Origin of the sequence: Clostridium neonatale (assembly GCF_900465025.1) — a bacterium.
GTDB classification, from domain to species: Bacteria; Bacillota; Clostridia; order Clostridiales; family Clostridiaceae; genus Clostridium; species Clostridium neonatale.
Map to the genome: position 1 here is coordinate 1142177 of NZ_UICR01000002.1, position 23907 is coordinate 1166083.

Sequence of the window (23907 nt, forward strand, 5' to 3'; positions counted from 1 at the left end):
ACACATAATTTTACTGCTAGTCAATTTTTTTATTACGAAAATTAATCAATATTTTTTTAAACATTAAAAAGCTACATCAATAATATTTTGATGTAACTTTTTCTTATCAGATCTAGTATCTATTTTTATTATTTTTTTCTTTTACTTGTTTTATATTTAGAAATTTCATCTTCAATTTCTTTTAGAAAACTCTTCATGGTATCTTCTTCATTAAAAATAAGAACTCTAAGTGCATCTTCCAAGGTATCCATGGAATAAATATGAAATTTATTATTCTTAACATCATCTTCTACATCACACTTTAAAATAAGCTCATTTTTATTGGAACTAGGAATCAAAACCCCCTTACCATCTACTGTGTCCAAAATACTACAAACTCTATGAAATCCTTCTATCTTTTCATTCACTCCACCTATTGGCTGAACTTCTCCAAATTGATTTATTGATCCCGTTACTGCTATATTCTGTCTTATAGGTCTTTTGCTTAAGGCAGATAAAATACATACAATTTCTGCAACAGATGCACTATCCCCATCAATCATTCCATAAGTCTGCTCAAAGCTTAATTGAAAATCTACTGGCAGTTTTTCATACGGAGTTATTAGCGCACTTAAAATTCCTCTCAATATACTAATTGACTTTTCATGAATACTTCCACTCATATTACATTCTTTATGAATATCAATTATATTCCCACTGCCTTGAAGTGCAATACATGTTATTCTCATTGGTTTACCAAAACTATAAAATTCAGTTCCAACTACAGCTAAGCCATTAACGATCCCAATTTTTTCTCCGCTTGTAGTTATTAATATTTTTCTATATTTATAGCTGTCCATAACTTCTTTTAAAATTTCTTCATCTTCATATGCTACTTCTAGTATATCTTCTTTATCGATAGATGTCTTTTTTTTCATTTTTGCATTATTATCTGCTAAATACAAAACTCTATTAATATAATAATCATCTATTGAAATTTTATTTCTACTTCCAGATATTCTTGTTAAAAACTTAATTATCTCTTTTATACCTTCATTGTTTATTTCTAATAAACGATCATTCTCTATTTTTCTTCTTATATTAGATATTATATAATTCTGAGCTTCTTCTTCATAATGTAGTCTTCTTTCTACTTCTATTCTAATTGGAAAAATTCTTTTGAAGTCCTCATCTTTATCATATAATACTTCAAAACTTTCATAATCTCCAATTAAGATAACCTTAACGTCAATAGGTATAGGAGCTGGTTTTAATCCTGCAATAGCTAACATTTCTAAATAACTTTTTGAGTAATTATAATCAACTCGTCCATGCATTAAAGCCTTCTTTAAATAATAATAGCTTATTCCATTTCCACTGTTTATTAATGAAGTCAGTCTCACTATTAAACATCCCTCATTAGCCTTAACCAAACTTCCTGCCTTTATAAGTGACATATCAGTTATATATTCACCATTATGATTTCTATATTCTATATTCCCAAGCAGATTAGCTAAACTAGGATCATCTTCATAAATAACTCTAGGATGTTCTATATTTAAATTGTCTACTATTACATTAACTTGATATTTATCAAGGATTTCTTTTATTTTCCCCTCGTCTTCTTCAAGATTTATAGTATAACAATCCACTATCTCATCATCAATACAATCAAACATTTCTATCAAATATCTATATACATCATCTTCAGTAAGAAATTCTAATAACAAATCATCCTTGTATTGTTCCATAGTACCTTTTAAATAGTCTCTATATATTATTTTTAATTTTTCTATAGATAGATTTTCTATGTCCTTTAGCTTTTCTAAAATTTCTTCTGCTTGAATTTTTAGTTTTGAAGCCTGCTTCTCTATAACTTCTTGAGTATCCTCTTCTAAATTGTCGTATTCTTCCTGTGTCATTTCATTTCCGCCATCTTTTAATGGAATAAATATAAATCCTCCACTAGTAGACTTCACATCAAAATTCTCTACTTTTGCCATTTGCATAAGCTTTGTTATATAATTATTTCTTTCTTCATTTATATTCTCAATTATAGATTCTTTTTCCTCAATAGATGAACTACTATAAAATTCATTTATGTCATACAAGTACTTCTTTTTCACTTCTTCTAATAAATCTTTTAGTAAAACCCCTTTTCCATTTTTTAAGAATATAATTTTAGGTGATGTGGAATCCTGATTTGTAACATAACAAATATCTTTTGGTGCTTCTTTTTCTTTATAAATTTCAGAAATTTGTTCTGCTAATATTTCAACTTTTTCTTTTGAAAATGAATCAACATAATATATATTGAACCCATCTTTTTTAATATTTAAAGCCTTTTTTATTTTATCAAAACCTATATACTTTTTAGATGATACGTCATCATTTAATTTCTTCATTGTATTCTCACACGAAGTGCAAAAAATTATTTCTTTTGGAGTTAACTCTTTCTTCATATATCATCCCACTTTGAAGTTATAATTGTAAATTACATCAAACACTACAAAGCAGTTACCTCCTTATTCAAATTTTAGGTATCTATAATATTTTTAAATACCTTCTATTAATATTAATATTCTTTAAGAGGTAATTTAGATATACTTTTTTCTTAAATATATATAATAATTAAAATAAGCTTATTTGCTCTACTTCATTTTCTTTAAATGATGACGCACTTAATCCTATTAACCTGACCATTCGTAATTTTTCTGCTTCTAAAAGTTCTTTTGCTGCTTCATAAATTTCTTTATTATTAGATATATATTTATTTAATGTTTTGCTTCTAGTATGATTTTCAAAATTTTCAGTTTTATATTTTAAGGTTATCGTCTTTGCCATAACATTTTTTCTTAATAGATAATCTTCTATTTCATATGAGAATTCCCTAAGAAATTCTAATAGCTCTTCCTTATTATTCGTGTTAAATTTTAGTGTTCTCTCTTTACCTATAGATTTACGTTCATGTTCTAATTCTATTTTTCTTAAATCTACACCTCTAATTCTCTCATATATATCAACTCCATTTTTGCCCAAATACTCTACAAAAAACTCTCTTGGCATTTTATATAAATCTTTAACATAATATATTCCCATGTTATTTAGTTTACTTACTGATATTTTTCCAAGACCATGAATTCTATCTATTTTTAACGGAAATAAAACTTCCGGAAGCATATCTCTGCTTATTTCCTTTATTCCATTTGGTTTGTTCCAGTCAGAAGCAAGCTTTGCTAAAAATTTATTATAAGATATTCCTATTGATAGAGTTAAATTTAATTCTTTAAATACTCTATTTTTTATATATCTCGCTGCTTCCATACCATTTTTTATCTTTCCTTGGCTTAAGTCAAGATATGCTTCATCTATAGAAACAGATTCAACCAAAGGTGTTACTTCATTAAATATTTTAAATATTTCCTGGGAAATTTGAACGTATCTGCCATATCTGCCCGAAATATATACACCTGTCGGGCACTTTTCTTTCGCAATAAAAATTGGCATTGCTGAATGTACTCCAAATTTTCTTGCTTCATATGAACATGTTGATACTACACCTCTTTCGCTATTTCCACCAACAATTACAGGTTTACCTTTAAGATTTGGATTATCCCTCTGTTCGACAGATGCAAAGAAGGCATCCATATCTACATGAAGTATATTATTTTTCATTTAAATTCCTACCTTCCCTTATAAATAAAAAGAAGAAATTCATTTAGAATTTCTTCAAAACTTCACATATTTATGCAAGTACTTCATTCAATATTCCTTGATTTTTACTAACTAAAAATGAATAAACTCCAAATGCTAAAATTTCATCTACATACTTAACATCTTTTTTATTATTATACATAAATACAATTACTACTGCAATCATATTTCTAAAATCTTTATCTATATAATAGTAATATTCAGTTTCTTCATTAGATAAATATTTTAAAATTTCTTTGATTTTATATATAGTATTATCAATATTATATTCATTATCAAAGAAACCTACAAGCTGTAAAAATTGATTTCCAATTTTTAAATCATTCTCTTCCAGCTTTATTATCAGCTTTGATATTGGTTCTATTAATTCTTCAGCATTATTTAATAAAATTGAATTTGTTAATCCCTGAAGTTCATTTTTGTTAAATAAATCCAGTTTCTTGAAATAATCAAATATGTTGTCCATTTTTTCATATATATCATTATATTTAACATTTTCTAATGAAAGTAATGCACATAAAACATAATCATCTTGTTTTGTACATGAACCATATTTTTGTTTTATTATGTTAAATATATATTTCATTCGTTTACATATTATTTTTCTTTCTTTTTTATCTCCATATTTAGTTATTGCATAAGCTGCTATTACTAAATGCCCGCATTCAATAAAGTTTTCTTCTACAAGTTCATTAAATGTATCTAATAATTCATCAACAAATTTTTCAGTATCTAAATCATTTTCAACTAATAAAAATGATAATATGTAAAGAATATCTCCCCTAAAAGGTGACATATTCATTGTTCTTCTTTTTATCAAGCTTCTAATTGCTTTTACCCTATCATCTTCAATTTTCATTCTCTTATATCCACTAGTAAGTGCACCAAAATGATTTATATAATCTCCATCGTATCTTAAGTTGTAAATTGCATATCTATAATTTTCTATAATTATATCACAAATTTCCTTTATACTATTATCCATGATAAATTTCTCTCCTTTAGTATATAAATACATATATAATTATACTATATAATAAAATATATAATAACTTATATATTAATATATTTTATAACTTTTCTCATGTAATCTTCACTTAAATATATTACAGTATTATTATGACAAACATATGACGAGAAATCTTTTTATAAAACAAAAGGCATAAGCACAATACTATTATTATCAATAGTATTCTTTAATTAAATATTGTGGTATAATAAGATGATATTATTAGTATAATAGGATTGTTATCCATATATTTATGCAAAGGAGTAAATGATTATGGGCTTTAAAGATAAGTTAAGCGGAAAGATGGGAAAATACTTTCAAGATGCTTACATGCAAAAGTATGGCGATAGAATAACTAGTGTTTCTGGGACAATTTTATCTGTAAAATTAATTGAAAAAAGTTATTTAATATTTCATAAGTTAACAGCTGAAATAATTGTAAAACCTGAAGTTGGTAAAAAAGTTGTTAAATGCTGGTATAAGAAAAATAGATGGTTTAAAAAACCTGAGTTTATAACTGTAAAACAAGGTCATAAAGTTATGATCATGGGAGTTAATGGAGAAAAGGACAGCAAAAAAGAAAATTCTCAAGAAGTTCAAATTATGAATTTATTAAATCTTACAACTAAGAAAGACTTGGTTCCTGTAGACCATAGCCAAATAAAAAAGGTACGTCAACAACAATCAAATATGATGAGACGTTAGGCATTTCACAATTCATAATGCATGATTCACAATTATTTATAAAAAATCCCCAAAAGGGGATTTTTTATTTGCAATAGTATAATATAGCACTTTAATATAATATTAGCATTTCTCTCATAGGCATATAATGCTTAGTGAGGTACGAACTTAACAGTATTGCCCTCCTATGAACGAAGGTGAATAGGAGTTTCCTTAATTTATTCTATACATTCCATTTATTTATGTCATTTTTATTCATATTTTATTTACATTATTTTGACTTTACTAGTAGATATACACTATTAATAAGTGCTATTATTCCTGAGAAAAATAATACAATTAACCATTGTTTTAAATTTAACGCTACAGTATGGAATATTTCTCTTAAAAATGGCACATATAATACTAAACATATTAAGATTATAGAAACAAGCACTGCTCCAACTAACCACATATTTGTAAATAATTTTATCTCAAATATAGAATGTCTTTCTGATCTGCACTCAAAAACATGGATAAGTTGAGACATAACTAATGTACATAATGCTAAAGTCCTACAAGTTTCTAAATCCATTCTATAATATCTACCAACCATAAATGCTAATAATGTACATAATCCAATTAATGTTCCTCTAACCACTATTTTTTCAACTAATCCTCTCGCAAATATACTTTCATTCTTTGCTCTTGGCATTTGCCTCATTATATCACTATCAGCAGGATCTACTCCTAAAGCAATTGCTGGAAGTCCATCGGTTGCCAAATTGACCAAAAGAATTTGTATAGGGCTTAAAGGATTAGGTAAATAAAAAACTGTTGCTAAGAACATTGTAAGCACTTCACCTAAATTACAAGACAATAAATATCTTATGAATTTTCTTATATTATCATAAATTATTCTCCCTTCTTCAACAGCCGCTACTATTGTTGAAAAATCATCGTCCATAAGAATCATTGATGATGCTTCTTTAGTTACATCTGTTCCAGATATACCCATGGCAATTCCTATATCTGCTTCTTTTATTGCTGGTGCATCATTTACCCCGTCTCCAGTCATTGCTACGACATTTTTGTTTTTCTTAAATGCCCTTACAATTCTTAATTTATGACTTGGTGAAACTCTAGCAAATACACGTATTTTATTTACCTTTTCCTCTAATTCCTTATCATCTATATTCTCAATCTGTTCACCAGTCATAACTTGTGAGTCATTATTACATATATTTAAGGATTTTGCAATTGCAAGTGCAGTGTTTTGATGATCTCCTGTTATCATGATTGGCTTTATTCCAGCAAGTTTACATTTAAGAACTGCCTCTCCAGCTTCTTTCCTTGGCGGATCTATGCTTCCTGTTACCCCTATAAATATTAAGTTTTCTTCTAGTTTGGAATTCTTTGATAAATTTTCCTCTTTATAAGCTGCTGCTAAACATCTAAGAGCTCTAGAAGACATAGCAGAAATAAAGTCCATAACTTGCTTTTTCTTTTGATATGTGAATGGCTTAATCTTATTATTTTCCAATATATAATTACATCTATCTAATAATCTTTCCGGAGCTCCTTTAACATAGCAAGTTTCTTTTCCATTTTCATTCATTATAACTGACATCATTTTTCTTGTTGAATCAAAAGGAATATCATATACTCTATGAACTTTTGAAATATACTCTTCAAGTTTTGGCACATCTTTGAAAAACATATTAATAAGTGCTAACTCTGTGGGGTCACCATGCAAGGTTTCACTCATTTTCTTTTTAGTAAAGTCATAGTTACAGTCATTGCAATATACTAAACATTTCATAAGCTTTGTATAATCAGTAAGGTTATCTTTTTCTATGTCTGTTATTTTTCCATTTAAATAAACTTCTTTTACTGTCATTTTATTTTGAGTTAATGTTCCTGTTTTATCTGAACAAATTACTGATGTGCAGCCTAATGTTTCAACTGCTGGCAATTTTCTTACTAGTGCATTTCTTTTAAGCATCCTAGAAACACCTAAAGCTAATGCAACTGTTACTATAGCTGCCAATCCTTCTGGTATTGCTGCAACAGCAAGACTTACTCCTAGTAAGAACATTTCTGTTATGTCATTTCCCCTTATTATTCCCATAACGGTAACTATCGCACATATAACTAAACATATAACAACTAGAACTTTCCCTAATGAGTCCAACCTTTGATTAAGTGGTGATTTTTCTTCTTCTATATTTTGAAGTAAATGAGCTATTTTGCCCATTTCAGTTTTCATCCCAATACTATTTACTTTTAAAATTCCCTTACCTTTTACGATTGTTGTTCCCATAAATCCTGTACTATTTTTGCTATGTGATTCTTTATTTACTCCAACAGATTCTCCTGTAAGCAAAGATTCATCTATTACTAATCCAGAACTTTCAACGAAATCTCCATCTGCTGGAATTCTATCACCTGCTTCCAATATTACTATGTCTCCTATTGTTAGATATATGGAGTTTATAATCTTTATACTAGAATCTCTTAACACCTTACAAGTAGGTGCGGCTAATTCTTTTAATGCTTCTAATGATTTTTCTGTTCTGAATTCCTGCACAAATCCTAAAATTGCATTAATAATAACAATTATAAGTATAGTTAGTGCATCTGCCTTATCTCCTATAATTCCCGAAATTATCGTTGCAGCAATTAAAACCCAAACAATAAAATCATTAAACTGAGATAAAAATATTTTCATTACAGATGTTTTTTCTTTATGCTGTAATTCATTAAGACCGAACTGCTCTATTCTTCTTTCTGCTTCTTTTGTGCTAAGTCCACTAATAAGCTCTTTTTCCTGTATCACAACTTTCTCCTCCCATATAAAGCTATATATACTATATATATTTTTCATTTTAAAAGTTATGCACCTTTTTAAAAGCAGCTATGCTGCAATTGAAATCTTTTCACATTTAAAAAAAGTGCGTTAGCACAATTACGATCTTCTCACATTTTGAAAAAGCAGCTATGCTGCAATTAAAATCTTTTCACATATAAAAAAAGTGCGTCAACACAATTAGGATATTTTAAAATTTTGAAAAAATGCGTCAGCAAAACTCTATTATATTAAAGTAATATAAATAAAATAGAATCGAGATTATTGTTTAATCCTGATTCTATTTTATTTAAAAATCTATTTAATTATTTCATTGAATTAACAGCTGAAGTTAATGGTGGAATTACTTGTTTCTTTCTAGATAAGACACCTGGTAAAAACGCCATTGAATCTTCAAGTTTAACATTAAATGTAGCTTCAACGTAATCAGGTCTATTACCTGCAACTAATATCTGAGAACCTTCTTTTAAAATATCTGTTAAAAGAAGCATTACTGTATCATAGTTATCTTTTTCAGCTTTTGAATTCATGTATCCTAACATCTCATCTTTTAGAGGCATAAATCCATCTATATCCATAGTATTAACTTGTGCCACTCCAACTTTAACATTACCCATTTTAAAAGGTTTGAAGTCTTGATTAAATATTTCTTCTACAGTTTTACCTTTTAAAGAAGTACCTGCTTTAAACATTTCTGTAGCAAATTCTTCTACATCTTTAATTCCAGCCATTTCAGCAAGCTTTAAGCATATTTCTTTATCTTGTTCTGTACATGTTGGACTTCTAAATAATAATGTATCTGAAATTATAGCTCCACATAATAGTCCAGCAGCTTCTTTAGATGGTTGAATATCTCTTTCAAAGAAGCATTTAGCTACTATAGTAGATGTACTTCCTATTGGCTCACTTCTAAAGAATAATGGATTATTTGTTTGGAAGTCTGCAACTCTATGGTGATCAATAACTTCAAGAACTTCAGCTTCTTCTATTCCATCAACAGATTGACCTTTTTCATTATGATCCATTAAAATAACTTTTTTCTTGTGATTTGAAATTAAATGATATCTAGAAATCGTACCAATAACTTTTCCATCTTCATCAGTTACAGGATAGCTATGATATCTTGTTTCAGCCATTACGCTCTTTATATCATCAACTAATTCATCTGTAGAAAATGAAATTAAGTTATCTGTAGCCATCACATATCCCACTGGAATACTTTGAAGTAATAATCTTGATGCAGTAAATGAATCATATGGTGTGCTTATTACTGTTACACCATTAGCTTTAGCTTTTTCAAGTAACTCTGAAGCAAGTTCATGAGAACCTGTTATTATCATTAATGATATCTTAATATCAATTAAAGCTTGTTGAACTTCAGGCCTATCTCCAACAAGTACAACATCACCTTCATCAACTATTTCTTTTAAACTTTCAGGCTGCATTGCAGTAACTGCAATCTTTCCTTTAAATGTCTTACACGAATCATTTATATATAGAGATTTAGCTTCAAGAGTATCTAGTATATTTTCTATGGATGTATTACTTTTAGATAAAATTTTATTATCTAAAATGTCCATAAAAGAAGAAGTTAGGTTTGAAATTGAAAGAATTCCCTTTAATCTCTTATTTTCCCCAACTACTGGCAATGATTTAAGATGATTGTCTCTCATTATATTCCAGGCATTTTTTAATGATAATTCTGGTAATACTGGTTCAATATTATCTATTTCTAAATCTTCCACTTTTAATTTAACTGTTTCCAATAATTGTGGAGCTTCTACACCAAAGTAATCTAAAATAAATTTTGTTTCTTGACTAACATTACCTAATCTTACTGGTATAACTGGAAGATTAGTTGTTTTTTTCTTAAACTCTGAATAAGAAAATGCAGAGCAAATAGAATCTGAATCTGGATTTTTATGACCAGTTACATAAACTAAATCCTTCAAAATAGTCCCTCCTTACGATATATTCCATTTTATGTATTTACATAATCAACACATAATTAATTGTACTTGTAAAATTGTATTATGTAAAGCTATTTTTCGCTATTATAATACATTTTATCTAACGTTATATTATAGTATCTTTTATAAAAAAAATAAAGGCATAGCCTTTATTTTTTTATAAATCACTAATAAATATTACACTTATCTCATACCATTTATCATGCCCCATAAATCATCAGCAACAGTCATCGCTTTTGAGCTTAATTGGAATGCTCTCTGTGATAAAATCACTTCTGTAAATGTTTCGCCAGAATCAACATTAGATGATTCTAAAAATCCTTGTCTTACATCATAATCTGTACTCAGTGTAACTTGTGCATCATCGCTTGGTGTATAGTAGTTATTTCCCATTTGAATAAAACTTTTATCTCCAATTGCAGTGAAAACAGGTATAGTACCTATCTTTACAGACTGATTATCTATCATCATGCTTATTCCGCCTTCTTGATCTATAGATAAATCCTCTGATTTTAGTTCAGGATTTCCTTGTGCAAATCCTGGCTCATAATTTATAACCACTCTATTACCACTTGAATCTACTAAATCTCCTTGAGCATCAATCTTAAAACTTCCATCTCTCGTGTATGCTATACTCCCATCTGATTGATATGCTGCAAAATATCCTTTTCCATCTATAGCCAGATCTGTATTATTTCCAGTAGTTATCAAATTTCCTTGCTTGTCCTTCACATAATTCACTCCAAGCCTAACTCCTGTGCCATTTACTGCTGTTTTATCATTTAGTGGTGTACCTTTTCTATCTAAAGTTTCAGTTAAAAGATCCTTAAAACCTATATCTGTACTTTTATATCCTGTTGTTGTACTATTAACTAAATCATTTGATAAATAATCTAATTTCTCTTGATATGCGTTCATTCCACTTTTAGCTGTAGCGAAAACATTAAACATCTACATTCCCTCCTATACACGTCCAATTTGATTAGCAGCCTTTTCTAATGTTTCATCCTGCATTTTTACAAATTTTTGATTAGTTTCAAATTGTCTTTTAATTTCAATAAGCTTTGTCATTTGCTCTGTAGCATCAACATTTGAATTTTCAACAACAAACTGTCTAACCTTTACTTGTGCATCATATATTGGTGGATCAGATGTAATATAATTTTCTCCTAAAACTTCAAGTGAATCATAATTTTGAAAATCAGCTGTTAGTAGCTTATGAGTTGTTCCTACTCCATTAATATCAATGTTATTTTCTCCATCTAAAGAAAATTCATTATCTCCTATGTATATTGGCTCAATTGCATTTGTTGCAAGATTTCTTCCAAGTACACTAGATCCATCACTTGTTATTAAATATCCTTGATTATTTATTTTAAAATTACCATCCCTTGTATATACTTGTTGATTTCCATTTTGTGCCACAAAAAATCCTCTTCCATCAATTCCAAAATCAGTCATGTTATCTGTTGCTTTAAATGAACCTTGGGTAAAAATAGTCTTTACATCATCTGTCATTACGCCTAAACTTAAATTTCCAATTTCATTTTGTACATTTTTATTTCCAACTACTTTTTGTCTATTTGCAATCAATACATCTTTGAAATTTTGCTTAGTCAATACTGATGACTTAAAACCATTATTATTAACATTTGCTATATTGTTAGTTACTGTTTCTTGTTCATTTTGTAAAGTTATTAACCCTGATACCGAAGTATACAAACCTCTTATCACTTTTCATCAACTCCTTTTATTATTGCCTTTACCTCATTTTCATAAACCATTCCTAATTCTCTAGCTCTCTGTTCTATCTCATAATCTGAAAGGGAATTTTTATAATGATAATTAAACATTAATATAACACCTAAAATCAAACCTATTCCTATTCCCATTAAGATTTTATTATCTTTAAAAAATTCTAATTTTCTTATTGTTGTTTGTATAAACCTTTTACTAATAGTATCTCCCCCTTGGTAACAGATAATTTTTCACTAATTTCTTCATCTGTTAACCCATCTTTTAAAAGCTCTCGTATATTTGAAGCTTTGCTACTTTCCTTATAATAATTTTCGTTTATACTATTATGTACTTTAGTATCATATCTATCTTCATTTATTAAATCTTTTTCATTAAAAAGATTTAAAGCTTTTTTTATTTCCAATATTTCTTGTTGCAATTCATTCAAGCTCTCACCTATGTCTTTTCTTAAGACTCCAAGTTCAAATTTGTAATCTGAAAGATCCCTTTCATTATTCCTTAATATGCTCTTAAATGAATTATCTTCTTTTTTATCATCATTTATGTCTAAATTCTTTTCTTTCTTCATAGATATATAACTATAAACTATAAAAATAAATCCTATAAGAATTAAAATTACTGGCATAATGCATCCCTCATTTTACATTATATAATTAAACTTAATCTATGTAATGTAGTCTTTTCATACAATCTCTTAAATTTTTGATTGCTCTACTATGCAATTGACAAACACGTGATTCTGATACACTTAATACTGTACCGATTTCTTTTAATGTTAATCCCTCATAATAATAAAGATTTAATATTGTTCTATCTTTTTCTTTAAGTAATTCAATTGCTTTAGTTAATATCTCCAGTTGCTCTTTTTCTTGTAAAAGTGAATCAGGACTTGGACTATTTTTATCCTCTATAATTCCCATGAGATTCATATCTTCATCTTCTGAAAAAATTACATTTTCTAATGATATCATAGAAATATAGTTTATATAATTTTCTATTTCAGCAACTTCATTTGTTGTTATTCCCATATAATCAGCTATTTCTTTGTTATTTGGTTCCCTAAGTAGCCTCAATTGTAATTCATCTATGGATTTATTGTATTTATTAAGCTTGTCCATAGCTCCTTTAGATATTGGCCTATTCTTTCTAAGTTCATCTATCATTGAACCTTTTATTCTAATTGATGCATAAGAAGAAAATTTCATGCCCTTGGTGCTATCATACTTCTTTATTGCATCCATAAGTCCAATCATTCCATAACTGACCAAATCCTCATATTCCATGTACTTATTCTTTTCGAACATAACTCTAGAGGCAATATATTTTACTAATGGAATATACTCTTCTACTATCTGTTTTTTTCCATCAATCTCTTTCACCATATTCATATCATTACCCCCTCACCCATACACAATCTATATATTCGCCCTTTGCTTTCTCATTATTTCAAATAATTCTCTTATTATTTTGTCTGATTCCATCTCAGTTATATCTAAGAATTTAACACCATATAAAAAATTATTATCAATAGATGCTTCTATTCTAACTATTTGTCCCTTTAATTTTACCTCAATACCAGTCATCTTTATTCTCATGACTATTATATCATTACCTTTTAATTTTTCTTTTGTTCTTACTTTCAGACCACCACCACTTAAATCAATCATAATCCCACTTTTATATGGTAGTTCTTCAATTTCTTTCTCTGTTTTATTAGTTATATTTTTGTAGGTAACCTCTTCTAATAGATTTACTCTAAAAAAATTTCTTCTTTGTATTCTTCTAACATCATAAGGTAATGTTAATTTATAATATATTACATTATTATCTTTTCCTTTTGATATTACGTTGCAATAATAATTAAAACATTTTCCGTCATCCAAATATGAATTAATCTCTATTTTATCATCTTTATATAACATCAAATATTCATCATTGCGTACAGGTATATTTATTTTTATATTATCGTCTTCGATGTCAATTATTAAAGCCTTATAAGATTTTTCATCAGCTACAACTTCTATCCTACTATTAACTTTCAGATCTAAATTTACCACTACAACCCCTCCTACGAAAATGCACTTAATATTTTTTTAAATAAGCCTTTCACACTTTCAGATGAACTACCACTCTCTCCACTAATTTTTTTAGCTATACTTTCCACGTTTTTAGCTGCATCACAATTAGGATACAATAATATAAATGGCTTCTGAGCTCGTACACTTTGTACTAATTTTCGATCATCTAAAATATACCCTAAATACTCTACTTCTATTTTTAAAAACCTACTAACAGCTCTAAGCATTTTATTGAATGTTTCCTCTCCCTCTTCTTTTGTGAAAGCTTTATTTACTACAATTTTCACTTTTGTTTTTAGTTTAAAATGATCAGTAACCTTTATTAAGCTATATGCATCTGTCAATGAAGTTGGTTCTGGTGTTGTTATTACTATTAGTTCTTCACTGGCGGAAATAAATGCTAGTATATCCTTACTTACTCCTGCCCCCGTATCTAATAATAAATAATCATATTCTCCTATATTCTCCAATTCATTTAAAAACAATTCTCTTTCTTTATCACTTAATTCTTGAACTTTGTTTAAACCAGACCCACCAGGTATCAGATGAATTCCGCATGGTCCTTCTATAATTATATCGTCTATTTTCTTAGTAGTAAATACAATATCAAATATATTATATTTAGGATATAAGCCTAATAATACATCGTCATTTCCCATTCCTAAATCTGCATCAAAAATCAATACTTTTTTACCACTTTTTTGTAGTGCTACTGCCAAATTAACCACAAAATTACTTTTTCCAACTCCACCCTTTCCAGATGTGACAGTAATAATTTTTCTTGGAGACCTTCCTTTATTATCCGATTTATCATCTTTATTATTTACTAAATTTCTCAATGATTCAGCTTGATCTAACATAAAGTTTCCTCTCCTAAAATAAATCTCGTAATGTCTTCTTTTGTTGGTACCTTTATATCATCTGGTACATTCTGACCTACTGTTATGTAATTTATAGGCTTATTGGAAAATTTAGCTATATTATATAAACATCCATATGATGTTGTCTCATCTAGTTTAGTTATAATGACATTATTATAATTTAATTCAGAATAACCTTTTAAAATTGTTTTAATATCCTTATTTTTAGTTGTTGCACTTATTACCATATTCACAATATCCGGATTAGCTTTTTGAACAAATGCTCTAAGTTCTGAAATCTGCATTGTATTTTTACTACTTCTTCCTGTAGTATCTATTAAAACCACATCACAATCTTCCATTTCTGTTATAGCCTGTTCCATTTCTTTTGTAGTAATTACAACTTTAAATGGAATATTCATTATTTCTGCATAAGTTTTAAGTTGTTCTATAGCTCCTATTCTATATGTATCTACCGTTATTAATCCTACTCTCTTTTTTTCAACGAGAGCTAATCTTCCTGCAAGCTTAGCTATAGTAGTTGTTTTTCCAACTCCAGTTGGCCCAACCAAAACCACTTTTCCATTTAAATTCTTAGACGATACTAATATATCTCTTTCAAAAATATCTCTTAAAACTTCATCTACATTCTCATCATCTTTTATGCTTTCATTAATCTCAGAAATTATCTCATTATATAAACTTTCATCAATATCAAGCTCTTCTAATTTTTCTTTAATTTCACTATTTTCATCCACTGTAACTGCTATCTCATCTTTTGATGTATTTTCAATTACTTTATTTATGAGATTTTTTAATTCATTCACTTCTTTTCTAACAGTTTCTACATCTTCATCTTCTTTTTTCAAATAATCATTAGAATTGTTATCATTTGATTCTTCCAGAAACTTTTTATTATGCTCTAAAATCCTTTTTTCCATCAAAGATAATTCTTTCTTATTTTCTTCTAATTTTTTATTTTCTGATAGTAACTGCTCTTTTTCCATGATTTTCTTTATATCTTCAATTGACTTTCTAAAGTCATTCTCTTCTTCTATATCTTTATTTTCTTTTCTAACATCATTTGCTGCTTCTTTCTCAATATTTTCTACAGCAGCAGTTACTTCAATTAATTTCCCAGAAAATAACCCTAAAAATCCATTTTTCCTTATTTTTCTTTGGCTTATTATTATCGCATCTTTTCCCATTTCATATTTAATTCTAGCTAATGCTTCATTAATATCCTTAACAACATACTTTTTGATAATCATATTAGATGCTTACAACCCCTTCACTGTTAATTTGAACATCATTTGGTACTTCATTCAATGATATTACCATTATATGTGGGAATACCATTTCGATAAGCTTTCTAAATACAGATCTTATATTTGGAGATACTAAAATAACTGGCTGATTGTTATAGAAGTAAACTGAATCAACTGTATTTCTAATACTTGTAAGAATTTTTGTTGTTGTTTCAGGATCTACTGTAGGGAATGATCCTTGAACTGACTTTTGTATATTTGAACTAATTATCTCTTCAATATTAGGACTTAATGTTATTACATTAATTGTCTTATTTTCATCAACTATTTGATTACAAATAGTTCTTGCAAGGGCAAATCTAACATATTCAGTTAGTAATTCTAAATCTCTAGTATTTCTAGAATTATCAGCTAATGATTCTAATATAGTTACTATATCCTTTATTGGAACTTTTTCTCTAAGTAAATTTTGTAGTATTTTTTGAATTTCACCGATTGTCATTAAATCTGGTATGAGTTCTTCTACAACTGCACTATATTTTTCTTTTATGTTATCAATAATAAGTTTAACTTCTTGTCTTCCAAGTAATTCATATGAATGTGCTTTTATAGTTTCTGTTAAGTGTGTTACCATAACAGTTGTTGGATCAACTACAGTTAATCCTTTTATTTCAGCTTCTTCTCTTTGATCTTTATTTATCCAAACTGCGGGTAATCCAAATGTTGGCTCTATAGTCTTAATTCCTTGAATATCTGAATTATCACCTGTTGGATCCATGCACAATAACATGCTTGGCATAAGTTCAGAAGAAACAACTACTGTTCCTCTTATCTTTATTACATATTCATTAGTTTTTAACTGTAAATTATCTCTAATTCTTATTGGCTGAACAACAATTCCCATTTCAATTGCACATTGCCTTCTTACAGATGCAATTCTTTGAAGCAAATCTCCACCAGTACTTTCATCAGCAAGAGGTATAAGTCCATATCCTATTTCAACTTCCATAGGTTCAACATTTATTAAATTCATTACATTTTCTGGTTCTTTACGTTCTGCTTCTATTATCTCTTCTTCTTCTGAAATTGTCTCAGTTACTAATTTCTTATTCTCTTCTTTATATAATGTGTATGCTAAAGTTCCTGCTGCTGCAGATGCAATTAAAAAAGGTGGCTTTGGCATGCCTGGTACTATTGCAAGAAATAACATTATTCCACTAGCTACAGCTGAAACAACTGGAAATGCTGTTAATTGCTTAGTTAATGTATTACCTAAATTTTCCTTACTGCCTGAAGTAGTAACTAATATACCTGCAGCAGTAGAAATTAATAATGCTGGAATCTGGCTTACAAGACCATCTCCAACAGTTAATCTAACATATGTTTGTGCTGCATCTCCTATAGACATGTCTTTTTGAAGTACTCCTATAATTATCCCACCAATAATATTTATAGCTGTGATAATTAATCCTGCTGTAGCATCTCCCTTTACAAATTTAGATGCACCATCCATTGCTCCATAGATATCTGCTTCTGCTTGTAAATCTTCTCTTCTTTTGATAGCTTCTCTCTCGTCAATTAATCCGGAGTTAAGGTCTGCATCAATACTCATCTGTTTACCTGGCATAGCATCTAATGTAAATCTCGCAGAAACTTCTGCAACTCTACCAGAACCTGCTGTAATAACCATAAAATTTATTACTATCAATATTAAGAATATAATAATACCAACTACATAATTTCCACCTATAACAAACTCTCCAAAAGCATCTATTATGGCCCCTGCTTTTGCTTCGCTTAATATTAATCTTGTTGATGATATATTTAGTGCTAATCTAAATAATGTTGTTATAAGTAATAATGATGGAAAAACTGAAAGTTGAAGTACATTAGTAGTAAACATAGTTATTAATATAATCACTACTGAAATTGTAATATTGAATGCCAATAATAAGTCTAATACCATTTCTGGTAATGGAACTATCATCATAACTATTATACATATAACTCCAATTGACACTATTACATCAAAGTTGTCTTTTAGATTCATTTTTTTCCCTAACTCCAAACTTGCTCATCCCCTCTATTTTTTCAGCTTCATAACTACTGCTAAAATCTCTGCTACCCCTTGATACAAATCTTGTGGTATTTCTTGATCTATTTCTACTCTTTCATACATAAGCCTTGCAAGAGGCTTATTTTCTACAATTGGAACTTCATTTTCTTTAGCAATATTTTTTATCTTTAATGCAACATAATCTGCACCTTTTCCAACGACTACTGGTGCTCCGTCTTTTCCTTCTTCATACTTTAAAGCAATTGCTAAATGTGTAGGGTTTGTAATAACTACTGTGGCATTGGCCACAGACTGCATCATTCTCTGCATACCTATTTCTCTTTGTTTCTGCTTTTGTTTAGATTTAATTTTAGGATCACCTTCCATATTTTTATATTCATCTTTTACTTCCTGCTTAGTCATCCTCATTTCTTTCTTATGCAATTTTTTTTGAAAATAAAAGTCTATAGCTGCTATTATTATTAATATTAAACATATTTTCTTAAATATATCTATTACAAGATTTTTAATTTCTAATACTATAGATGGAAAGGTTAAATTATAAATAGTAAGAATTTCTTTATAGTTATCTCTTATGAACAGGTATGCGATATAGCTAATTATAGTAACAACTGCAATATTTTTACCAAGATTCAACAAGCTTCGCTTTGAAAAAATCTGCTTAAACCCATTCTTCGGCTTTAATTTTCCTAATGAAAATTTAATTGGTTCTTTAGTAAAAATAAATCCTGTCTGCATTATACTTGCTACAATACCTGCTATCATTATTGGAACTGTAAAAACTAAAATAATTTTTCCAGTATTCAATATACCTATCATTATCCAATTATTTGTTGTAAGCTCATTAAAATGTTCTAATTTGCCAAATGATAAAAAATAAATAGTTACTTCTTTCAGTGTTTTACCTAAAAAATTTGAAAATGCCATTACTACAAATGTGCAAACTACCATTGTAAAAGCTACATTTACGTCTTTACTTCTAGCAATCTGCCCTTTTTTCTTAGCATCCGATAATTTTTTAGGAGTTGCTTCTTCAGTCTTTCCATCTTTATCATCTGCAAATATAAAAAATATTGGAATTACCTGAGCTATACTTATTAAGCTTTCAAAAATACTTGGCAAGTTATCTATTGCACTAGCTATAAGTTTAAATATCATTGGTAATAGTAAAACATATGTAAATATTCCGAGCAAAAATTTAATTGGTAGACCAAATAACATTACTGGAATTGTTGGTACTGTTCTAGTTATAAGTGCTAAACACAAATCGGTAATTAATATTACCAATACTAATGGTATTGCCATTTTAACTCCAAGAACAAAGCATTTTATTATTATTTCTATAACTCGCATCATATTATCTTGATATATTATGCTTGTACCGATTGGTAGTATATTAAAACTTTTTATTAAAGAATTAATAACTAAATGATGCCCATTAACCATAAAAAACAGCAATGTAGCAACCATATAATTAAGATTTCCTAGTAATGTAGCTTGAGTATCAGTTGCTGGGTCAATTATTGAAGTCATCATAAATCCAACATGAAAGTCCATCCATGAACCAGCAAACTTCGCAGCTAGAAAAATCATATTAGTAACTATTCCTAGAACTAGACCTGTCATTACTTCATTTACTCCAAATAAAGCAAGATGATAGTTACTTGTTATACTCTCTGTTAAAAAATTATAATTAACTCCTCCTAGAACAATAAAGCTCATAAATAAGCCTAAAACTCCTTTTAACATTCTAGGCGTTCCTGTTGGAAAAAACACGTCAACAGCCAAAAAAAATGCTGTTAACCTTAATGATATATAAAATAAAGCAAGAAAGTAGGCTGTATCAATCATGCTCTACCTCCTACGTTGTAATCTTAGTTATTATCTCAAAAATCCTTGTAGTATATGATGTTATTGCTTCTAACATCCAACTTCCTAAAAATATCCCAACACAAGCTGCTGCAAATATTTTAGGGAGAAAAGTCAAAGTCTGTTCTTGTATTTGTGTTGTTGCTTGTATAAGACTTATTATTAAACCTACTACAAGCATTGTTATTAGTATTGGGCCTGAAACTTTAGCTGCTGTTATCATCCCATCTTTAATCACTGTATTAAGTAATGCTTGACTCATATTCTCTCACCTCACGTAAAGCTTATTACTAATGATTTAATTAATAGATACCATCCGTCCACCATTACAAATAATAATATTTTAAATGGCAACGAAACCATAGCCGGAGGTAACATCATCATCCCCATAGACATTAAAATACTTCCAATTACCATATCCATTATTATGAATGGCAAGTATATTAAAAATCCTATTTCAAAAGCTGTTGTTAATTCGCTTATTGCGAATGCTGGTATTAATGCTGTAAATGGTATATTATCTCTTGTTACTTCATTTTCATTTAATCCGCTTATTTCAACGAATAATTTTAAATCTTTCTCTCGAGTTTGTTTTAACATAAATTCTTTTAATGGTTTTGATCCTCTCTCGATTGCTTCTTCCTGAGTTATTTGTTCTTGTAAGTATGGTTGAATTGCATTGTTATTAATATCCGTATATACTGGACGCATTATAAATAATGTTAAGAATATTGCTAGTCCAGTAGTTACTTGAGTTGGTAATGCCTGAGTTGCACCCAATGCATTTTTAAGAAAAGAAAAAACTACAACTATTCTTGTAAATGACGTAAGCATTATCATTATGGATGGCATTAATGAAAGTATTGTAAAAAATATAAGAATTTTTATACTTGATACGTAATCTTGGGGTGTATTATTGCCATCTCCTATTGATACATTCACTTGCGGAATGTTTACCGAATTTGGGGCAGCATATGCATCTATTTTAAAAAATGCTATAACTATAAAAACCGTAAACAATACTAAGATTGTTTTCTTTTTGCTACTTTTCATGCTTATCTCCTTTTAACCCCTTTAGTTTTACAAATGCTTTATTATAAACAGACTGCATTTCATTTAATGATTGTTTCTTCATTTCTTCTATAACTTGTAGTTGCTCTTTTTCTAATTCTTCAATTTTTTCCATACCTTTTGGAGAACTAGACATTATATATCCCTTTTTCCCAATCTGTACAATTACTATGCTATTATCTTTGGTTATTTGCAGTCTATCAATTATCTTCATGTATTTTTTATTATTTATATCATTAACTTTATTTCCAAGTACTTTGAATACTAAAAATATCAATAGCAATACTGTAGTTAATGATAAAATTAATTTTCCACATATTTTTAAAAATTCAAGCATATCTTTCTCTTTCTTATTGAACTATAAAGTTAGAAAATCTTATATCTGTTATTCTTCCTTTAACTAGTTCTTTATTAATATTTTCTATTAATTCCTTTTTCATTATTTCCTCATTTGCTGTATCATTAACAAATTCAGAATCATGATTTCTTAAATAAAATATTATTGCATCTTTAACTACTACTGCATTAGTTTCTAACTCTGTTGGTGTTTTTTTATCTTTTTTATCATATCCCACTGCAACTGCACATTTCACATATCTCTTTGCATCCTCATCATTTAAATTAACAGTAAATTCCCCTAAGTCCGTATATAAATTTTCAACTACAACTTGTTGTGCTGACACAGCATTATTTGTTTTCATAAATAAGTACACACCCCCAAAAGTTGCTGCACCTAGTACAAATAACCCTAAAATAAATAAAACGACCATAATTGCTTTATTGCCCTTCCCTGAACTTTCCTTTTTTACATCCTGTTTTTCTGCCATTATTATCACTCCTCATTATTTGCAACAATTAAAATATTTACCCTTCTATTTTTTGCTCTATTTTCATCAGTAGTATTTTCAACTGCAGGCTTATACTCACCATAACCAGCAGCACTTATTTTGGATGGATCTTGTCCACAAACTTCTGTAAAATATCTTACAACTGTTGTAGCTCTCATAGTAGATAATTCCCAGTTACTTGGATATTGTGAATTACTTATAGGTACATTATCAGTATGGCCTTCAACTACAATGTTATTAGGTACCGTTGAAATTAATGCATTTATTTTATTTAATACTTCTGTACTCTCAGGTATTAAAGTTGCCTTTCCAGTATCAAAAAGTATATTGTCTCTAAGTTCTATTATTACACCTCTTTTATCAGATGTAACATCTGCTATGTTAGCAGTCAATTGATTTTTTTCTAAGTATTCTTTTACCTTATCGTACATTTTACTTTGAACTTCATTTTCTGAACTTTCTTCGCCTAAATCTTCGTACTTTGTTTCTCCACCTATCACTGGTTGATTTCCATCATATTGCTGAAATTCTAAAATACTATCAGCTTCTCTTCCCGTCATCATTGAAAATGCTTCAGAAATTGCTTGTACTTTTGCAGCATCTACTGTAGACATAGAATATAATAATATAAAAAAAGTTAAAAGTAAAGTTACACAGTCGGAATATGTTCCTAACCATTCATCACCTGTTAAGCCACCATCTTCTTGTTTCTTTTTTCTTGCCATATATTATGCAACTCCTTCACTTGAATTTGCATTAGCTGCCATATATTCGCTTCTTTCTTGTGGAGATAAATATGATACAAGTTTATCTTCAACAATTCTTGGATTAACTCCTGATTGAATAGCAAGTATTCCTTCTACCATCATTTCTCTTAATGTTACTTCTTTACCACTTTTAATCAGTAAGTTTTGTGATATTGGAGATGCAAAAATATTTGCAATTAATGAACCATAATAAGTAGTTACTAAGGCTTTTGCCATCCCTGAGGCAATTGTTGATGAATCCTGAAGATTCGCAAGCATTTGTATAAGTCCTATAAGTGTACCAAGCATACCAAAACCAGGTGCAAAAGCGCTCCATGTTTTAAATATATCTGAACCACTTCTATGTCTTGCTTCCATTTCTGATATTTCTAGTTCTAATATTTCTCTAATTGATTCTGGCTCAATACCATCTACAACCATTTGAAGACCTTTTTTTAAAAACTCATCATCAAGATTATTAATTGCATCTTCTAATGATAATAATCCTTCTCTTCTTGCTTTCTTTGATAATTCACTAAATTGTAGTATAGTTTCCCCTTTAGATATTTTAGGTTCTTTTAATGCTTGAACAAATAACTTACCAACCTTTTTAAATTCAGACATAGGTGTTACAATCATTACAGAACCTATTGAACCTCCTAATGTAATGGCTACTGATGGTGCATCCCAGAATAGTTTTAAATCATCTACTCCATTGCTTCCCATCATTCCATAAATCATCATCCCTATTCCTACGACTAATCCAATCATAGTCAATGTATCATTTCTTTTCATTACTTAATGCCCCCTATATATTGTAGGTAAAGATTTTATTTTTGTATTTTATCACTTCATTCTTTACTTCATCTATACTCTCTAGCACTATATATTTTTTTCCATTTGTCAGTGTTATTATTGTTTCTGGCATTTCCTCAATTTTTTCAATATGATCAGCATTAAGAATAAATTTTCGCTGATTCATTCCTGTAACCTCTATCATAAGTTCACCCCTTCTTTACAATATATAATTATCAATGATCACTTCTCAATGTAGAAAGAAAAAACTGTTTTTTAATTGCAAATAATTTTCTTCCCTACATCAATTTTTGATCATTGATTATTTATAGT

The 23907-nt window shown here is 28.7% G+C and carries 23 protein-coding genes; 1 reads left to right on the forward strand and 22 read right to left on the reverse strand.

Going from position 1 to position 23907, the window contains the following annotated elements:
• Window positions 1–128 precede the first annotated feature (128 nt).
• The 3 genes from CNEONATNEC86_RS16835 to CNEONATNEC86_RS16845 form a co-directional block, all read right to left on the reverse strand.
• Complete coding sequence (locus CNEONATNEC86_RS16835) at window positions 129–2441, reverse strand: AAA family ATPase (RefSeq protein WP_125148260.1); 2313 nt, start codon at window positions 2439–2441, stop codon at window positions 129–131.
• Window positions 2442–2610: 169 nt separating this feature from the next.
• Window positions 2611–3654: a DNA polymerase IV gene (locus CNEONATNEC86_RS16840; RefSeq protein WP_125148261.1), complete on the reverse strand. Its 1044-nt coding sequence runs from the start codon at window positions 3652–3654 to the stop codon at window positions 2611–2613.
• A 70-nt stretch (window positions 3655–3724) separates the two neighbouring features.
• On the reverse strand, window positions 3725–4678 hold the full coding sequence (locus tag CNEONATNEC86_RS16845) for a DUF4003 family protein (RefSeq protein ID WP_159136429.1): 954 nt from the start codon (window positions 4676–4678) through the stop codon (window positions 3725–3727).
• Window positions 4679–4975: 297 nt separating this feature from the next.
• Here CNEONATNEC86_RS16845 and CNEONATNEC86_RS16850 point away from each other — a divergent pair, with 297 nt between their 5' ends.
• Complete coding sequence (locus CNEONATNEC86_RS16850; RefSeq protein ID WP_058296317.1) at window positions 4976–5407, forward strand: hypothetical protein; 432 nt, start codon at window positions 4976–4978, stop codon at window positions 5405–5407.
• A 250-nt stretch (window positions 5408–5657) separates the two neighbouring features.
• Here the strand turns inward: CNEONATNEC86_RS16850 and CNEONATNEC86_RS16855 are convergent, their stop codons facing one another.
• The 19 genes from CNEONATNEC86_RS16855 to CNEONATNEC86_RS16940 form a co-directional block, all read right to left on the reverse strand.
• A complete protein-coding gene (locus CNEONATNEC86_RS16855) occupies window positions 5658–8252 on the reverse strand; it encodes a calcium-translocating P-type ATPase, PMCA-type (protein WP_125148262.1) in 2595 nt (864 codons plus the stop codon).
• A gap of 287 nt (window positions 8253–8539) precedes the next feature.
• Window positions 8540–10186 (reverse strand): putative manganese-dependent inorganic diphosphatase, encoded by a 1647-nt coding sequence (locus tag CNEONATNEC86_RS16860; protein WP_159116745.1) that lies wholly within the window; start codon window positions 10184–10186, stop codon window positions 8540–8542.
• 201 nt (window positions 10187–10387) lie between these two features.
• Complete coding sequence (locus CNEONATNEC86_RS16865) at window positions 10388–11155, reverse strand: flagellar hook-basal body complex protein (RefSeq protein WP_125148264.1); 768 nt, start codon at window positions 11153–11155, stop codon at window positions 10388–10390.
• A gap of 12 nt (window positions 11156–11167) precedes the next feature.
• Entirely contained in the window at window positions 11168–11938 is a 771-nt protein-coding gene (locus CNEONATNEC86_RS16870; RefSeq protein ID WP_125148265.1) for a flagellar hook-basal body complex protein, read from the reverse strand.
• On the reverse strand, window positions 11935–12057 hold the full coding sequence (locus CNEONATNEC86_RS21860) for a hypothetical protein (RefSeq protein WP_268259275.1): 123 nt from the start codon (window positions 12055–12057) through the stop codon (window positions 11935–11937). Before CNEONATNEC86_RS21860 ends, CNEONATNEC86_RS16870 begins: the two co-directional genes overlap by 4 nt.
• Before the next feature lie 74 nt (window positions 12058–12131).
• Window positions 12132–12587 (reverse strand): hypothetical protein, encoded by a 456-nt coding sequence (locus tag CNEONATNEC86_RS16875; protein ID WP_159116748.1) that lies wholly within the window; start codon window positions 12585–12587, stop codon window positions 12132–12134.
• A 34-nt stretch (window positions 12588–12621) separates the two neighbouring features.
• Window positions 12622–13350 carry a FliA/WhiG family RNA polymerase sigma factor gene (locus tag CNEONATNEC86_RS16880; protein WP_058296323.1) on the reverse strand — a complete coding sequence of 243 codons (729 nt, stop codon included), beginning with the start codon at window positions 13348–13350 and terminating at the stop codon, window positions 12622–12624.
• A 27-nt stretch (window positions 13351–13377) separates the two neighbouring features.
• A complete protein-coding gene (locus CNEONATNEC86_RS16885; protein ID WP_159136430.1) occupies window positions 13378–14019 on the reverse strand; it encodes a flagellar brake protein in 642 nt (213 codons plus the stop codon).
• An 11-nt stretch (window positions 14020–14030) separates the two neighbouring features.
• Window positions 14031–14900 carry a MinD/ParA family protein gene (locus CNEONATNEC86_RS16890; protein WP_159136431.1) on the reverse strand — a complete coding sequence of 290 codons (870 nt, stop codon included), beginning with the start codon at window positions 14898–14900 and terminating at the stop codon, window positions 14031–14033.
• Entirely contained in the window at window positions 14894–16171 is a 1278-nt protein-coding gene (flhF, locus tag CNEONATNEC86_RS16895) for a flagellar biosynthesis GTPase FlhF (RefSeq protein WP_159136432.1), read from the reverse strand. Before flhF ends, CNEONATNEC86_RS16890 begins: the two co-directional genes overlap by 7 nt.
• A gap of 1 nt (window position 16172) precedes the next feature.
• A complete protein-coding gene (gene flhA, locus CNEONATNEC86_RS16900) occupies window positions 16173–18218 on the reverse strand; it encodes a flagellar biosynthesis protein FlhA (RefSeq protein ID WP_410470465.1) in 2046 nt (681 codons plus the stop codon).
• A 33-nt stretch (window positions 18219–18251) separates the two neighbouring features.
• Window positions 18252–20096: a fused FliR family export protein/FlhB family type III secretion system protein gene (locus tag CNEONATNEC86_RS16905; RefSeq protein ID WP_159136434.1), complete on the reverse strand. Its 1845-nt coding sequence runs from the start codon at window positions 20094–20096 to the stop codon at window positions 18252–18254.
• Between the two features lie 10 nt (window positions 20097–20106).
• Window positions 20107–20376 (reverse strand): flagellar biosynthetic protein FliQ, encoded by a 270-nt coding sequence (locus tag CNEONATNEC86_RS16910; protein WP_058296329.1) that lies wholly within the window; start codon window positions 20374–20376, stop codon window positions 20107–20109.
• 11 nt (window positions 20377–20387) lie between these two features.
• Window positions 20388–21167: a flagellar type III secretion system pore protein FliP gene (fliP, locus tag CNEONATNEC86_RS16915; protein WP_159136435.1), complete on the reverse strand. Its 780-nt coding sequence runs from the start codon at window positions 21165–21167 to the stop codon at window positions 20388–20390.
• Window positions 21157–21522 carry a flagellar biosynthetic protein FliO gene (locus CNEONATNEC86_RS16920; protein WP_058296331.1) on the reverse strand — a complete coding sequence of 122 codons (366 nt, stop codon included), beginning with the start codon at window positions 21520–21522 and terminating at the stop codon, window positions 21157–21159. Before CNEONATNEC86_RS16920 ends, fliP begins: the two co-directional genes overlap by 11 nt.
• 13 nt (window positions 21523–21535) lie before the next feature.
• Window positions 21536–22012, reverse strand: coding sequence for a flagellar basal body-associated FliL family protein (locus CNEONATNEC86_RS16925; protein WP_058296332.1), 477 nt, complete (start codon window positions 22010–22012; stop codon window positions 21536–21538).
• 5 nt (window positions 22013–22017) lie between these two features.
• Window positions 22018–22758 carry an OmpA family protein gene (locus tag CNEONATNEC86_RS16930; RefSeq protein WP_058296333.1) on the reverse strand — a complete coding sequence of 247 codons (741 nt, stop codon included), beginning with the start codon at window positions 22756–22758 and terminating at the stop codon, window positions 22018–22020.
• Between the two features lie 3 nt (window positions 22759–22761).
• Window positions 22762–23574: a motility protein A gene (locus CNEONATNEC86_RS16935; RefSeq protein ID WP_058296334.1), complete on the reverse strand. Its 813-nt coding sequence runs from the start codon at window positions 23572–23574 to the stop codon at window positions 22762–22764.
• A gap of 13 nt (window positions 23575–23587) precedes the next feature.
• The gene (locus CNEONATNEC86_RS16940) at window positions 23588–23779 is read right to left on the reverse strand and encodes a flagellar FlbD family protein (protein WP_058296335.1); all 192 of its coding nucleotides are present in this window, start codon (window positions 23777–23779) and stop codon (window positions 23588–23590) included.
• Window positions 23780–23907: the final 128 nt, after the last annotated feature.